This is a genomic window from Catellatospora sp. NPDC049111 (genome assembly GCF_040648615.1).
GTDB classification, from domain to species: Bacteria; Actinomycetota; Actinomycetes; order Mycobacteriales; family Micromonosporaceae; genus Catellatospora; species Catellatospora aurea.
Map to the genome: position 1 here is coordinate 40,511 of NZ_JBEZEB010000056.1, position 13,598 is coordinate 54,108.

Here is a 13,598-nt window from a genome sequence, read left to right on the forward strand (position 1 = left end):
TGAGCAGCCGTGACAGTCGTACACCCGATCCACACGGCCTGGCTCACCACGGGAGCCACCGGCGCGCAGAACTACGACGAGTTCGCCGACGACGCCGAGATCACCGAGATCATCACCGCCAACCCGCGTAGCGCGCTCGCCGTCGAGATGCCGCACCGGGCACCGGACAGCCTGGGCAAGTCCTTCGCCGACGCGCTGCCCGACGCGGTGTCGCGGCTGGCCGAGGCCAAGGACGCCGGGGCGTACCGCGCAGCGCACGACGTGGTGGTGCTCTACGCGATCACCGCCCCCGACGGCTCGGCCGCGTACGGCCTCTGGTGCATGGTCGACACCGACCAGATCTCCACCAGCGCCGACGAGCCCGGCCTGGTGATCCGCAACGAGGACGTCTTCCTGGAGAAGGTGCGCGAGCGGGTGGCGCTCGCCCAGGCGCTGGGCCACCTGCTGTCGCCGGTGTTGCTGCTGCAGACCGGCCGCGGCGACGAGCTGCACGCGGCGCTGGCCGAAGCGGTCGCCCAGGCGGGTGAGCCGGCTGCGACCGACGTGGACCCGTCGGGGCGTACCCACGCGATCTGGCCGCTGCCCGCGGGCCCGCAGGCGGACGCGCTGGTCGCTTTGGCCGGCGGCGGCGACCTGGTCGTGGCCGACGGCAACCACCGCAGCCTGGCCGCGCAGACCGGCGGCTTCGCCCGTTTCCTGGCCGTGGTGACCACGCCCGCCTCGGTAGCGATCCAGCCCTACAACCGCCTGGTGCACAAGCTCGACGTCACCGTCGAGGAACTGCTGACCCGCCTGGAGAAGGCGGGCGCGCAGGTCGCCGAGGGCACTGCCGACGTGCCCGCCACCGGCGGCGTGATCCACCTCTACGCGGCAGGCCGCTCCTACGCGGTCACCCTGCCCCGCGACCCTGCCGGCTCCGTCGTCGACAACATCGACCACGCTCTGGTCGAGCGGGTCCTGTTCGGCGAAGCCCTCGACCTGGAGCCCGGCGACAAGCGCATCACCTACGTCGGCGGCGACTACCCGGCCTCCTGGCTGACCGGCGAGGTCGACGCCGGCCGCGCCGCCCTCGCCGTGCTCATCGCCCCGGTCACCGTTGACGACTTCGTCGAGGTCAACCTGGCCCGCCAGAAGATGCCCCGCAAGAGCACCTGGTTCACCCCCAAGGCCCGCGCCGGCCTCGTCGTAGCCCAGCTCTGACGAAAGGAAGGGCACCTTCACATCGCTCCGCGATGTAGAAGGTGCCCTTCTTAACGCGCCACCCACGCTGAGCAGCGCTGACGGGACGCCGGGCGGGAGCGCGCACGGCGGGCGGGCAATGCGGGTCGTCGGCCCGGCCGCGCCGTGATCGTCCGACTTGCCGGGCACCTGTGCGTATCTTGGTCCCGTATTCGCCCAGTTCCTGGCAAGTCGAAAGACCTTGGTGCGGAGCGCGCCCCGATCGGCTGCGGCGGCAAGCGGGTCCGCTGCGCGGCCGGCGGGTCCGGCTGGCAGACTTTGACCATGCGCGTTTACCTCGCGGCGGACCACGCCGGTTTCGAACTGAAGGCCCACCTGGTCACCGAGCTGCAGGCCAAGGGATACGACGTGGTCGACGTCGGCGCGCACGCCTACGACGCCGAGGACGACTACCCCTCGTTCTGCCTGCACGCCGGGCACCGCGTGGTCACCGACCCGGGCAGCCTCGGCGTGGTGATCGGCGGTTCCGGCAACGGCGAGCAGATCGCCGCCAACAAGATCGCGGGCGTACGCGCCGCGCTGGCCTGGAACATCGACACGGCCACCCTGTCCCGCCAGCACAACGACGCCAACGTCGTCGGCATCGGCGCGCGCCAGCACTCGCTGGAGGAGGCCACCGCGATCGTGGAGGCGTTCCTCAGCACCCCGTTCTCGCAGGCCGAGCGGCACGCCCGGCGCATCGAGGAGGTCGCCGTGTACGAGAAGACCGGCGAGCTTCCCCCGCTGCCCAACTGACGGATTCCCGACTGTTTCGGGCGATTCCGGCGGCGTCAGCGCAGCGGATCGCGCGGCACCCAACCACGGCGGACGATCTCCAGCTCGGCCTCGGCGCGGGCCAGGTCTTCCGCCGTGGGCCGGGCGGCGTCGCGCGCCCGCAGCGCCGCGGACAGGCTGATCTGCGACGCGCCGGGCCCGATCAGCCCGCGCAGCCCCCGCTCGAGGTCGTGGTCGTCATCGTCGTCGGAGCGGCCACGGTGCCTCCGGCGCTCGTATTCCTGCATCCCGTCAGGCTATCGGGTGAACTCGGCCGGCCGCGATACTCGGCTGGCGGTGTCGTGTCAGGCGGCTAGCATGTCGGGCGTGACTGAGGGGACCGATCCGACGCAGGAACTGCGCTTCGACCGCACGCAGGAGATCCCGACCGAGGCGTTGCAGACCCAGCAGCCCGGTCCGGGCCAGAAGGACTTCAAGACGGGTGTGGCAGCGGTGCCCGCCCAGCGCCAGGTGGAGCAGACGGTCTCCTTCGAGCCGACGCTCGCGCCGGGCCAGATCGTCACGTCCGGCCACCTCAAGCGCCCGGACGTGCCGTTCGGCGTACGCATGCGGCAGCTGAAGGCGGGCGGCCGGTGGAGCGTCGCCGGAGCGATCTTCCTGCTGGTCTCCTGGGGCCTGTGGGCCGCCTCGGCGGGCGGCGACAGCGACCACGCCTCGGCCACCCTGGCCCTGTTCCTGGTGTTCGTGGTGGCGGTCGGCCTGTTCGCGCTGTCCCGGCTCGTCGGCGGCGTGGTGCTGGAGAAGCTCATGGGGCGGACCCGGCGCAGCGCCTGGCTGTCGCACGCCGTGACCGGCCTCTTCCTGGTCGTCGCCGGCGTGCAGTACCTGCGAACCATCGACTGGGTCATCGACGCCTGGAACTTTCTGCGCGGCGTCCGCTGACCGGGCCCCGTCCCACACCGCGACACGTCCCCGGCTGAGACCGACCGCTCGGGCGGCCGCCGGATGAAGATCGCCGCTTCGGGTCAGGATCTGCGGTTGGACCGTGGATCCGGACCGGAAACGGCGATCTTTGCGTTTGTCGGATGCCATGAATCGGGCGGAACTAGGGTGGATTGACCCGGAGGAGTTCGTCCGATCGTGGGAGGGCGGGGTGGGACTGCGGTATCCGCTGGCCGCGACGCTCGGCGTGCTGCTGCTCGGCGGCGGTGTGGCGCTCGGCCGCGGGCTGCTCGCCGATCCCACCGCCGGTGTGGGTCCCACCGGCGTCGGCACCGTCGTCGTGGCAGGGCCGCAGCTCGCCGCGCCGGTGACGCCGAGCGGCACGCCCGCCTCGACGCCCGCGGCGATCATCCCCGGGCTCGCGCCGTATGTCGGCACCTGGCGGGTGCACGGCGCCGAGCTGACCATCGAGCCCGACGGCAAGGCCATCGAGCGCATCGACCTCGGCCCGTGCCGCGGCATCGACGTCCCTGTCCGCTGCACGGCCACCGCGACGCTCAAGGTGGACCTGAGCCCCGGTGCACCCCACCTGGTCTACACGGGCTTCCGTTACACCGGCGACGACGGCGCGACGGTCGTGCCGGACAGCCTCGACGGACTGCCCCGCGTCGGCGACGGATACCGGGTGCGGGTGTTCGCCCCCGGGGTCCTCGAGCTGATCCCGCTCACCGAGCACCTGCGCCGGATCCTCGGCTCGCCCTACCGCTGCGGCGCCGCCGCCGACGAGAACGCCCACCGCCGTCTCTGCAACGCCTGACCGACTCCGGAATGGACCGTCCGGACAGATACGGCGGGCCGTACGGACGTCGCTCTATGGCGTGAGTCGTGATTGGAGCGCAGGCCACGGGTGTGGTCTGCTGCGCTGGTGAGCATCTCGGTCGACGTCTATCTGCGCAACGATTCCGGCAACCTCGTCATCCTGACCACCCCGCCGGAGGAGTCCGACCTCGTCGGGCACGACGACACCCGGCACACCCTCTGGGGCTCGCCGGCGGTGCGCGCCCTGGGCGCGACGGTGGTGGTCGGGCTGGCCCAGGGGGACGTGTGGGTCGACTTCGGGCGACTCGACGAGCTGGTCGCCGACTGCGAGCTGATCGGAAAGCACCTGGCCGACGTGGCGGCCGCCGCGGGGCGGTCGGAGGACTACCTCCGGTTCCGGGTCGGCAACCTGCTCGCCGCCGCCGAGCGGGCCCGCGCGCACCGCGCGGGCGTGGTGATCTGGGCCGGTCACGGCGACATCGTGTACAACGCCCGCCCGGCGGCCGACGAGGTCCCGCCGGCCGCCTGACGTCGCCGATGACGAAGGCCCAGGTGCGAGCACCTGGGCCTTCGTCCGTGGAGCGGGCGACGAGAATCGAACTCGCGTAGTCAGTTTGGAAGACTGAAGCTCTACCATTGAGCTACGCCCGCGCGGCCCTTAGTTTAGCGGCCCGTCAGCATGGTCCGTCGGCGAGGTCGACGTGCCGGACCATGGCTGGTCGGGGTGGCCGGATTCGAACCGACGGCCCCTCGCTCCCAAAGCGAGTGCGCTACCAAGCTGCGCTACACCCCGTTGCGCCGGTGACCGGCGCCCCCGGAAGTGTATGCGGTCTTCGCACCCGGTCGCACACCCATATAACCGTGTCCTGTTGTGAATCATTTTCGGCATTTGCCCCCTGCCGACCCCTGTGCCGATCTACCGTGGAGCCAGGGACGGGGAGACGATTCGCCCCTCGCTAGCCGGTCCGGGAGTGCACCGGGGTTCGTTCGTCCGAGCCGTTGACACTCCTGGACCGGCGCCTTCGGCGGGGCCGGTGCAAGGCGCGGCGGTGTGGCCCGGACCCCCGGTGGGGCTTTGTTCGATCAGGCGGATGGGGCTCCACCGGGCTGCGTGGGCCGGTCCTGGTGGGCCAGGTGCGCGTTGGCCGGGGTGAGTCGCTCCGGCCTGATCTTCTTGTGCAGCCATACCGTCAGCGCGACCGTGAGCAGCGCGAAGAAGACCGCGCCCAGCAGCGCCGCCTCCTTGCCGTCGGCGGGGCCGGCCGACAGGGTGACGAGCGGGGCCGCGAGCGAGCGCGGCGGCAGGTCGGCGGCGGGCGTGAGGCTCAGCAGCGGCCCGCCGACGTCAACGAGCACGGTGGCGAGCAGCATTGGCGCATCGATCGGTGGCACGGCGGACCCCTCCCCGGACAACCCGCCCAGTTTGTCTGCTTTGCTGGATATTATGGTGGTGCCGCGCCCGAGATGTGTGACATCCGCCGAGAACCGCGGCCCGATGCCAGGGGCCAACCAGGTATTCGCCTACACTCGACCGGGCTCCGTGTCCGCGTGTCGGACCGGCCTCATGACGCGGCGTGGCCGAGCAGTACAGTGCGAAGGCCCGTCAAAACGACCGAAAGATCCCAAGGAGTACGCCAGTGAAGAGCACCGTCGAGACTCTGAGCCCGACGCGAGTGCGGCTCGCCATCGAGGTGCCGTTCGCAGAGCTCGAGCCGAGCCTGAAGAAGGCGTACCGGGAGATCGCGGCGCAGGTGAACATCCCCGGCTTCCGCAAGGGCAAGATCCCGGCTCAGGTCATCGACCAGCGCGTGGGCCGCGGCGCCGTGCTGCAGGAGGCGATCGAGGAGGCCATTCCGCAGCAGATCTTCGCCGCCGTGCGTGAGCACGAGGTCAAGCTGCTGGGCCGCCCGGCCGTGGACAACCTCGAGTTCTCCGACGGCCAGCCGCTGAAGTTCACCGCTGACGTCGACGTGCGCCCCGAGCTGACCATGCCCGAGCTGAGCGCCATCAAGGTCGAGGTCGAGCCGCTGGCGATCGCCGACGCCGAGATCGACGAGCAGGTCGACGGCCTGCGCCAGCGCTTCGCGACCCTGAAGACGGTCGAGCGCGCCGCCGCCACCGGTGACTACGTGCAGCTCGACCTGATCGCCACGGTCGACGGCGCCGAGGTCGAGGGCGGCACCGCCAACAACATCTCCCACGAGGTCGGCTCCGGCCAGCTCCTCAAGGGCCTGGACGAGGCCGTCGTCGGCCTGTCCGCCGGCGAGGAGGCGACCTTCACCAGTCAGCTCGTGGGCGGCGAGTTCGCCGGCCGCGACGCCGACGTGAAGGTGACCGTGCGCACGGTCAAGGAGAAGGAGCTCCCCGCGCTCGACGACGAGTTCGCCGGTCTGGCCAGCGAGTTCGACACCCTGGAGGAGCTGCGCGGCGACCTGCGCGAGCGGATCACCCGGGTCAAGAAGGTCGAGCAGCTGTACGCGGCCCGTGACAAGGCGCTCGCCGAGCTGGTCAAGCAGGCCAACGTGCCGGCCCCCGAGGGCGTCGTCTCCGACGAGGTCGAGCAGCGCAAGGCCGCCATGGTCGAGCAGCTCGAGCGCATGGGCGCGAGCCTGGAGGAGTATCTCGCCGCCGAGGAGAAGACCGAGGAGCAGATCGACGCCGAGCTCGCCGACGCGGCCGCCGAGGGCGTGAAGATCCAGCTGGTGCTGGACACCATCGCCGAGGCGGAGAACGTCGAGGTCAGCGACGACGAGTACGGCCACGAGATCGTGCACCGCGCCCAGCGCGCCGGGGTCGCTCCGCAGGTGTACTACGACCGCCTGGTCCAGCAGGGCGCCGCGGCCGCCGTCTACGGCGACGTGCGCCGGGGCAAGGCGCTGGCGCTGGTCATGGAGCGGGTCGTGATGACCGACACCGCCGGCGAGGTGCTGAGCCTGGACTCGCTGCGCGAGGACAACGGCCACGAGGGTCACGACCACGGTGACCACGAGGGCCACAACCACTGATGTGAAGATCGAGAGGGACCCGTTCACCACCGTGGGCGGGTCCTTCTGCGTTCATGCCGGGGCCGGGTGCGCTGACAGCGAACACGCCGATCTCGGGGAAGCTGCGGTCAGTGGCAGCGGTTAGGGTCGCTGTAGGACAACGAGAAAGGCTGCCGATATGAGCGAGCTGCACGTTCCATCTGCGCGGGGTTCCGATCCGATCGCCGGCGGCCTCGACGATTCTGTGTACAACCGCCTGCTCAAGGAGCGCATCGTCTTCCTGGGCAGTGACGTGAACACCCAGGTCGCCAACCGGATCTGCGCGCAGCTGCTGCTGCTGTCCGCCGAAGACCCGGACCGCGACATCTACCTCTACATCAACTCGCCCGGCGGCTCGGTGTACGACGGCATGGCGATCTACGACACCATGCAGTACATCAAGAACGACGTGGCGACGATCGCGCTCGGCATGGCGGCCTCGATGGGGCAGATGCTGCTGTGCGCGGGCGCCAAGGGCAAGCGCTCGGCGTTGCCGCACGCGCGGATCATGATGCACCAGGCCTCCGGTGGCATCGGCGGCACCGCGGCCGACATCGCCATTCAGGCCGAGCAGATGATCTACACCAAGAAGCTCATGATCGACCTGATCGCCCAGCACACCGGCCAGCCGGTGGAGCAGATCGAGGCCGACAGCGACCGTGACCGCTGGTTCAACGCGCAGGCGGCCAAGGAGTACGGCTTCATCGACCACGTGATCACTTCGGCGCAGGCCGTGCCGGTCGGGAACTGAAGGAGTTCAACGATGTTTCCAAACCTGAAGCCGAGCTTCGCCGAGGTCAGCAACCGTTACATCATCCCCTCGTTCATCGAGCGCACGTCGTACGGGACCAAGGAGACCAACCCGTACAACAAGATGTTCGAGGACCGCATCATCTTCCTGGGTGTGCAGGTCGACGACGCGTCCGCGAACGACGTGATGGCGCAGCTGCTGGTGCTGGAGGCGGCCGATCCCGACCGTGACATCACCATGTACATCAACTCGCCCGGCGGCTCGTTCACGGCGATGACCGCGATCTACGACACCATGCAGTTCGTGCGCCCGGACATCCAGACGGTGTGTCTGGGCCAGGCGGCCAGCGCCGCGGCGGTGCTGCTGGCGGCGGGCACGCCGGGCAAGCGCCTGGCGCTGCCGAACTCGCGCATCATCATCCACCAGCCGGCCACCGAGGGTGGCTACGGGCAGGGCTCGGACATCGAGATCCAGGCCCGGGAGATCATGCGGATGCGCACCCAGCTCGAGGAGATGCTGTCTCGGCACTCCGGCAAGGACCTGGCGCAGGTCAAGAAGGACATCGACCGCGACAAGATTCTCACGGCCGCCGAGGCGCTCGACTACGGCCTGGTCGACTCCGTGATGACCAGCCGCAAGAAGAGCCTGATGGCGGGCGCTCGCTGATTGCTCGTGGTGCCGTCCACCCCAACAGGTGGACGGCACCACACCGGTGTCACAGTGGCGTGTCAGAATCTGGTTCAGCGGTAGGCGGGGTGGGGACGCCGCAAACCGGCTCACAACAGGTAACGTCAAGGCAGAACCGATGTCGCGCCGTCTTCGTGCGGCACGATGTTCGTCCGCTTCAGGGGCAGGGGGAGTCGTAGGTGGCACGGATCGACGGCGGCGACCTGCTGAAATGCTCTTTCTGCGGCAAGTCGCAACGCCAGGTGAAGAAGCTCATCGCCGGGCCGGGCGTCTACATCTGCGATGAGTGCATCGACCTCTGCAACGAGATCATCGAAGAGGAGCTCGCCGGCGAGGAGCAGGTCCGCTGGGAAGAGCTGCCCAAGCCGATGGAGATCTGCCAGTTCCTCGACTCGTACGTGGTCGGGCAGGACGGCGCCAAGAAGGCGCTCGCGGTGGCGGTCTACAACCACTACAAGCGGCTGCAGGCCGAGGCGGCGCACACCCGGGGCGGTGAGGCGGTCGAGGTCGCGAAGAGCAACATCCTGCTCATCGGCCCGACGGGCACCGGCAAGACGCACCTCGCGCAGACCCTGGCCCGCATGCTCAACGTCCCGTTCGCGATAGCCGACGCGACCGCGCTGACCGAGGCCGGCTACGTGGGTGAGGATGTCGAGAACATCCTCCTCAAGCTCATTCAGGCCGCCGACTGGGACATCAAGCGCGCCGAGACCGGCATCGTCTACATCGACGAGATCGACAAGATCGCCCGCAAGTCCGACAGCCCCTCGATCACCCGTGACGTGTCCGGCGAGGGCGTGCAGCAGGCGCTGCTGAAGATCCTGGAAGGCACCCGGGCCAACGTGCCGCCGCAGGGCGGCCGCAAGCACCCGCACCAGGACTTCGTCGAGATCGACACCACGAACATCCTGTTCATCTGCGGTGGGGCGTTCGCGGGCCTGGAGCAGATCATCGAGCAGCGCACCGCGCGCTCGGGCCTGGGCTTCGGCGCGCACCTGCGGGCGGTCTCCGACCGCACCAACGACGAGGTGCTGGCCAAGGTCATGCCGGAGGACATGCTGAAGTTCGGCATCATCCCCGAGTTCATCGGCCGCCTGCCCGTCATCACCACGGTGCGCAGCCTCGACCGCGAGGCGCTCGTCAAGATCCTGACCGAGCCCCGCAACGCCCTGGTGAAGCAGTACCAGCGCCTGTTCGAGCTCGACAACGTGGTGCTCGACTTCGACTCCGAAGCCCTGGAGGCCATCGCCGACCAGGCCATGCTGCGCAACACCGGCGCCCGCGGCCTGCGCGCCATCATGGAAGAGGTCCTGCTCTCCGTGATGTACGAGGTGCCCAGCGACCCGAACGCCGAGCGGGTGCTGATCACCCGCGACACCGTGCTGGAGAAGGTCTACCCGACCATCGTGCCGCGGCGCGACATCAGCACCGGCCGCCGGGCGCGTCACCACCGCGAGGAGAAGACCGCCTGAAGACGCGAAAAGTGCCGTCCCTCCTCGGGGGACGGCGCTTCGTCGTATCGGGGCGGGACCCGGCGGTCGAGCCGAGCGGATCGGGCTCAGCGCTGGGCGATCAGCGAGCCGCGTCGGCGGTCGAAGTCGCCGGGGGGCATTGCCACGATCATGACCAGCCGGGCGGGGGAGTCGAGCGCGTTGCGGTAGGAGTGTGCGCGGTCGGCCCGGAAGTCCAGGGTCTGCCCGACACCCACCGGGTGGTCGACGCCGTCGACAGTGACCGCGATCTGCCCGACCAGCACGTGCACCATGCACCGCGTGCCGGGTAGCAGTTCCTCGGCCTCATAGCGCTCCTGCGGGGCGAACCGCCAGTCCCACAGCTCCACGAAGTCCGGGTCGTTCAGGCCGCGCAGCAGCCGTCCCGTGCCGCCCCGCCCGCCGCGCCACAGCACGGGCGCGTCGTCCATCTCGCTGAGGTGCACAGTGCGGTCGGCGGCGGGCTGGAGCAGGCGGGCCACCGTGACCCCGAAGGCGTCCGCGATCCGGGCGAGGGTGCCGACGCTGGGATTGGTGCGGCTGCCCTCGATCTGGACGAGCATGCCCTTGCTGACCCCGGACCGGCCGGAGAGCTCGTCCAGGGACCAGCCGCGGCCGGCCCGCAGCGCGCGCACGTGCAGCGCCACCGCGGCATTGATCTCGTCAAGGGGCAGATGCCGGGGCCGGGGCGCGTGCGAACCGTCGCCGCGTGCGGTGGATCGGGCCCGTTCGATCGTCGTATCGGTCAACGCGCTGTCCTTTGCGGTCAATACTGTGATACGAACTCGTCGTGATCTCTATCCTGCTTGCGGGCACGTCCGCCCTGGTCTGGGGCACCGCCGACTTCTGCGGCGGCAAGGCCGTCCAGGGTGCCGCGAGCGTGCGTGGCCATTCGTACTCGGTGACCGTGGTATCGCAGTTGTGCGCGATACCGATGATCGCAGCTTTCCTCCTGTTGGTCCCGGGTCGGCTCGGCGTGTCGGCGCTGGGATGGGGCATGGCGGCCGGGATTGCCGGACTTTTCGGGATTGTCCTGCTGTACCAAGGGCTGGCGAGCGGCGCGATGGCCGTCGTGGCCCCCGTCACCGCGGTCACCTCCGCGCTCGTGCCGCTGATCGGCGGCCTGCTGCTCGGGGAGCGGCCCGCCGCCGCCTCGCTCATCGGGGCGGTCTGCGCCATCGGGGCGATCGCGCTGGTCAGCCTCGGCCCCGCAGAAGGCGCGAGCGCGACCGGCCCGCGCGTGATCGGGCTGGCGTTGGCCTCCGGCGCCATGTTCGGGATCTTCTTCCTGCTGCTGGCCCAGGCCGGGGAGAGCGCCGGCATGTGGCCGCTGGCCGCCGCCCGGCTCGCCTCCATCCCGGTCGGCCTGCTGCTGCTCCGCCCGGTAGGCGGCACGCTGCTGCTGCGCGGAAGGGTGCTCGCGCTGACCGCGGTCGCGGGCACGCTCGACATCGCGGCCAACGGCCTCTACCTGCTGGCGGCGCACCAGGGACAGTTGAGCGTCGTCGCCCCGATCGCATCCCTCTACCCGGCGAGCACGGTCCTGCTCGCCCTGGCCGTGAACAAGGAACGCCTGCGCCGGATCCAGTTCGCCGGCCTCGGCCTGGCCGCCACCGCCCTGGTGCTCGCCTCCCTCTGACCGGTGCGGTGACGCCGAGGGTGGTTTCGGGGGATGGCGGGACGTAAGGTCCGTCTGTGACTTCGGTGGTGACGCGGGCCCGCTGGGCGGTGGCGACGGTATTCGCGGTGCATGGCGCGGTCAGCGGCAGCTTCGCGTCCCGTATCCCGTGGATCGCCGAGAACCTGGACCTCAGCGAGGGCGCGCTCGGCCTGGCGCTGATCATGCCCGCGGTCGGCTCGCTCAGCACGATGCCGTTCGCCGGGCGGCTGGTGCAGCGCTGGGGTGGGCGTACCACCACCCGGGTCCTCATCGCCGCGTGGAGCATCGCCATCGGTGTGGTCGCACTCGCGCCCAGTCAGTGGGCGCTGATGGGCATGCTGCTGCTCGCGGGTGCGGCCGCGGGCACCTCCGACATCGCCATGAACGCCGAGGGCGTCGAGGTCGAAGGGCGGCTCGGCCGCTCGATCATGTCCAGCCTGCACGGCATGTGGTCGGTCGGCGGCCTGATCGGCTCCGGCATCGGGGCGGGGGCCGCGTACCTGGGCGTCAGCGCCCCGGTGAACCTCGGCGTGATGGGCGTGCTGCTCGCCGTGGTGGGCGTCACCGCCGGGCGCTGGCTGCTGCCGAACGCGCCCGTGCCGGTCTCCGACGACGGGCCGCGGTTCTCGCTGCCGCGCGGACCGGTGCTCATCATCGGACTCGTCGGCTTCTGCGCCGTCTTCGCGGAGGGGGCCACCGCCGACTGGTGTGCCGTCTACCTGCGTCAGATCCTGGACGCCGGGGAGGGGCAGGCCGCGGTGGCGTACAGCGCCTTCGCACTCGCCATGGCCGGTGGCCGGCTCGTGGGCGACGCGGTCGTGCGGCGCTTCGGCGCCGTCGGCACGGTGCGGGTGGCCGGGATCGTCGGCATCGCCGGCGGGCTGCTGGTCGTCACCGCCTGGACGCCGCTGGTGGGGGTGCTCGGCTTCGGGATGATCGGTCTCGGCTGCGCCGTGGTGGTCCCGCTCGCGTTCAGCGCCGCGGGGCACACCGGGGACCATCCCGCCCACGCGATCGCGGGCGTCGCGACGGTGTCGTACGGCGCAGGTCTGGCCGCGCCGGGGCTGATGGGCGGGATCGCGCACGCCACCTCGCTGCCGTTCTCGTTCGCGCTGGTGACCGGGCTGATCGCGATCGTCGCGCTGGCCGCGGGCAGGCTGCGCGCGGCCGAGATCGCCCACCGCGAACCGGCCCCGGTGTCGGCCTAGGCGACCTCCCACATCGCGGTGTCCTGCAGCGGCCGGTACCCGATCGCCTGGTAGATCTTGTTGCTGGTCGGGTTGGCGAGGTCGGTGAAGAGCGTCGGACGCAGCCCCGCGGTCAGCGCGGCCGCGCTCACCGCGGCGACGAGCGCGGCCGCGTAGCCGTTCCCGCGGCGGCGGGGCGGGGTGTAGACCAGGTTCAGGCGTACGACCCCCGCTGCGGGCGCGGTCATCGCGGCCATGCTGACCGGTTCCCCGCCGGCCTCCCACACCCAGAGCAGCCCGCCCAGGGCGAGTCGGCCGTCGATCGGCGCGGCCGGGTTCGAGTGCGGGTGATCCGCCAGCGCCTCCCGTTGGAACGCCCCGGACCAGGCCACCAGCAGATCCCGATCGGCGGCCGCGGCCTCCCGCGGCCGCCCGGCCACCCCCGCCGGCGGGACTACCCGCTCGACGTCGAACATGCGGTACGACGCCAGCAGCGCGGCCCGGCCACCGGTGCGTCCGGCCAGTTCCACCGCGAGCCGCTGCGCGTGGTCCAGGAGCCCGGTGAACCGCCGCACCTGTGGCGCGTGCTCGGCGAGGTGCTCCGCCAGCACGGGCACCGCTCCCTCGGGCAGTTCGCTCAACAGCATGGCGAAGGGCGGTGGGCACACCGCGACCCCGGCGAGGGTGTCGCCTTCGCCGAGCACCCGCAGCATGAGCAGGTCCGATTCGGGCAGGACGATGCCGTCCATCCGCGACTGCAGCAGCGTCAGCAGCTGGTTGTTGCGGACCGGTTCGGTCCTCAGCCAGGGCAGCACCTCGTCGGCGAATGCGGCCAACGCTGTGTCCCCGGTCACTCTCACGGTTGGATTCTGCCCCCACGGGGCCTTCGGGAACACTCCTTTCCCGACATCGAGGCCGTGTGACCAGCTAAGATGGGCGGACGGAGCGATGTGACCGGCGACAACCGACCCCGATTTGCATCCGGGTCGGGGGGCCGCGTAATGTTCTCTCTGCCAGCGAGGAACGGACAAAAACACCGGGGCTGAAGAGCTCGGGTGGAGGCCGGATCGCTTGGCCGCCCGGAGT

General features: G+C 70.6%; 15 protein-coding genes and 2 tRNA genes. 11 read left to right on the top strand and 6 right to left on the bottom strand.

Going from position 1 to position 13,598, the window contains the following annotated elements:
- The first annotated feature begins 9 nt into the window (after positions 1 to 9).
- Entirely contained in the window at positions 10 to 1,200 is a 1,191-nt protein-coding gene (locus AB0B66_RS40060) for a DUF1015 family protein (RefSeq protein WP_360540217.1), read from the top strand.
- 303 nt (positions 1,201 to 1,503) lie between these two features.
- Positions 1,504 to 1,974 carry a ribose-5-phosphate isomerase gene (locus AB0B66_RS40065; protein ID WP_360540219.1) on the top strand — a complete coding sequence of 157 codons (471 nt, stop codon included), beginning with the start codon at positions 1,504 to 1,506 and terminating at the stop codon, positions 1,972 to 1,974.
- A gap of 35 nt (positions 1,975 to 2,009) precedes the next feature.
- Here the strand turns inward: AB0B66_RS40065 and AB0B66_RS40070 are convergent, their stop codons facing one another.
- On the bottom strand, positions 2,010 to 2,240 hold the full coding sequence (locus AB0B66_RS40070; RefSeq protein WP_155389646.1) for a hypothetical protein: 231 nt from the start codon (positions 2,238 to 2,240) through the stop codon (positions 2,010 to 2,012).
- A 79-nt stretch (positions 2,241 to 2,319) separates the two neighbouring features.
- Between AB0B66_RS40070 and AB0B66_RS40075 the strand changes: the two genes are divergently transcribed.
- The 3 genes from AB0B66_RS40075 to AB0B66_RS40085 all read left to right on the top strand — a co-directional run bounded on the left by AB0B66_RS40075 (position 2,320) and on the right by AB0B66_RS40085 (position 4,243).
- Entirely contained in the window at positions 2,320 to 2,895 is a 576-nt protein-coding gene (locus tag AB0B66_RS40075) for a hypothetical protein (RefSeq protein WP_360540220.1), read from the top strand.
- A 211-nt stretch (positions 2,896 to 3,106) separates the two neighbouring features.
- Positions 3,107 to 3,712, top strand: coding sequence for a hypothetical protein (locus AB0B66_RS40080; protein ID WP_360540222.1), 606 nt, complete (start codon positions 3,107 to 3,109; stop codon positions 3,710 to 3,712).
- Between the two features lie 108 nt (positions 3,713 to 3,820).
- Positions 3,821 to 4,243, top strand: a complete 423-nt coding sequence (locus tag AB0B66_RS40085; protein WP_360540224.1) for a hypothetical protein — start codon at positions 3,821 to 3,823, stop codon at positions 4,241 to 4,243.
- Positions 4,244 to 4,291: 48 nt separating this feature from the next.
- On the opposite strand, the gene AB0B66_RS40090 is transcribed toward AB0B66_RS40085, so the two are convergent.
- The 3 genes from AB0B66_RS40090 to AB0B66_RS40100 form a co-directional block, all read right to left on the bottom strand.
- Positions 4,292 to 4,365: transfer RNA gene (locus AB0B66_RS40090), tRNA-Gly, on the bottom strand.
- A 65-nt stretch (positions 4,366 to 4,430) separates the two neighbouring features.
- Positions 4,431 to 4,507: transfer RNA gene (locus AB0B66_RS40095), tRNA-Pro, on the bottom strand.
- A gap of 290 nt (positions 4,508 to 4,797) precedes the next feature.
- The gene (locus AB0B66_RS40100; protein WP_360540226.1) at positions 4,798 to 5,106 is read right to left on the bottom strand and encodes a hypothetical protein; all 309 of its coding nucleotides are present in this window, start codon (positions 5,104 to 5,106) and stop codon (positions 4,798 to 4,800) included.
- 245 nt (positions 5,107 to 5,351) lie between these two features.
- On the opposite strand from AB0B66_RS40100, the gene tig reads away from it, so the two are divergent.
- The 4 genes from tig (at position 5,352) to clpX (ending at position 9,647) form a co-directional block, all read left to right on the top strand.
- On the top strand, positions 5,352 to 6,719 hold the full coding sequence (gene tig, locus AB0B66_RS40105) for a trigger factor (protein WP_360540228.1): 1,368 nt from the start codon (positions 5,352 to 5,354) through the stop codon (positions 6,717 to 6,719).
- 157 nt (positions 6,720 to 6,876) lie between these two features.
- A complete protein-coding gene (locus AB0B66_RS40110) occupies positions 6,877 to 7,488 on the top strand; it encodes an ATP-dependent Clp protease proteolytic subunit (RefSeq protein WP_203699347.1) in 612 nt (203 codons plus the stop codon).
- Positions 7,489 to 7,500: 12 nt separating this feature from the next.
- Positions 7,501 to 8,154: an ATP-dependent Clp protease proteolytic subunit gene (locus tag AB0B66_RS40115; RefSeq protein WP_155369939.1), complete on the top strand. Its 654-nt coding sequence runs from the start codon at positions 7,501 to 7,503 to the stop codon at positions 8,152 to 8,154.
- A gap of 200 nt (positions 8,155 to 8,354) precedes the next feature.
- Positions 8,355 to 9,647, top strand: a complete 1,293-nt coding sequence (gene clpX / locus AB0B66_RS40120; protein ID WP_203699348.1) for an ATP-dependent Clp protease ATP-binding subunit ClpX — start codon at positions 8,355 to 8,357, stop codon at positions 9,645 to 9,647.
- 86 nt (positions 9,648 to 9,733) lie between these two features.
- Here clpX and AB0B66_RS40125 read toward each other — a convergent pair whose 3' ends face one another.
- Positions 9,734 to 10,414: a helix-turn-helix domain-containing protein gene (locus AB0B66_RS40125; protein WP_360540231.1), complete on the bottom strand. Its 681-nt coding sequence runs from the start codon at positions 10,412 to 10,414 to the stop codon at positions 9,734 to 9,736.
- A gap of 41 nt (positions 10,415 to 10,455) precedes the next feature.
- On the opposite strand from AB0B66_RS40125, the gene AB0B66_RS40130 reads away from it, so the two are divergent.
- Complete coding sequence (locus tag AB0B66_RS40130) at positions 10,456 to 11,304, top strand: DMT family transporter (RefSeq protein WP_360540233.1); 849 nt, start codon at positions 10,456 to 10,458, stop codon at positions 11,302 to 11,304.
- A 56-nt stretch (positions 11,305 to 11,360) separates the two neighbouring features.
- Positions 11,361 to 12,533: an MFS transporter gene (locus AB0B66_RS40135; RefSeq protein WP_360540235.1), complete on the top strand. Its 1,173-nt coding sequence runs from the start codon at positions 11,361 to 11,363 to the stop codon at positions 12,531 to 12,533.
- On the opposite strand, the gene AB0B66_RS40140 is transcribed toward AB0B66_RS40135, so the two are convergent.
- A complete protein-coding gene (locus tag AB0B66_RS40140) occupies positions 12,530 to 13,372 on the bottom strand; it encodes a GNAT family N-acetyltransferase (RefSeq protein ID WP_360540237.1) in 843 nt (280 codons plus the stop codon). The two genes, AB0B66_RS40135 and AB0B66_RS40140, sit on opposite strands and share 4 nt — an antisense overlap.
- Positions 13,373 to 13,598: the final 226 nt, after the last annotated feature.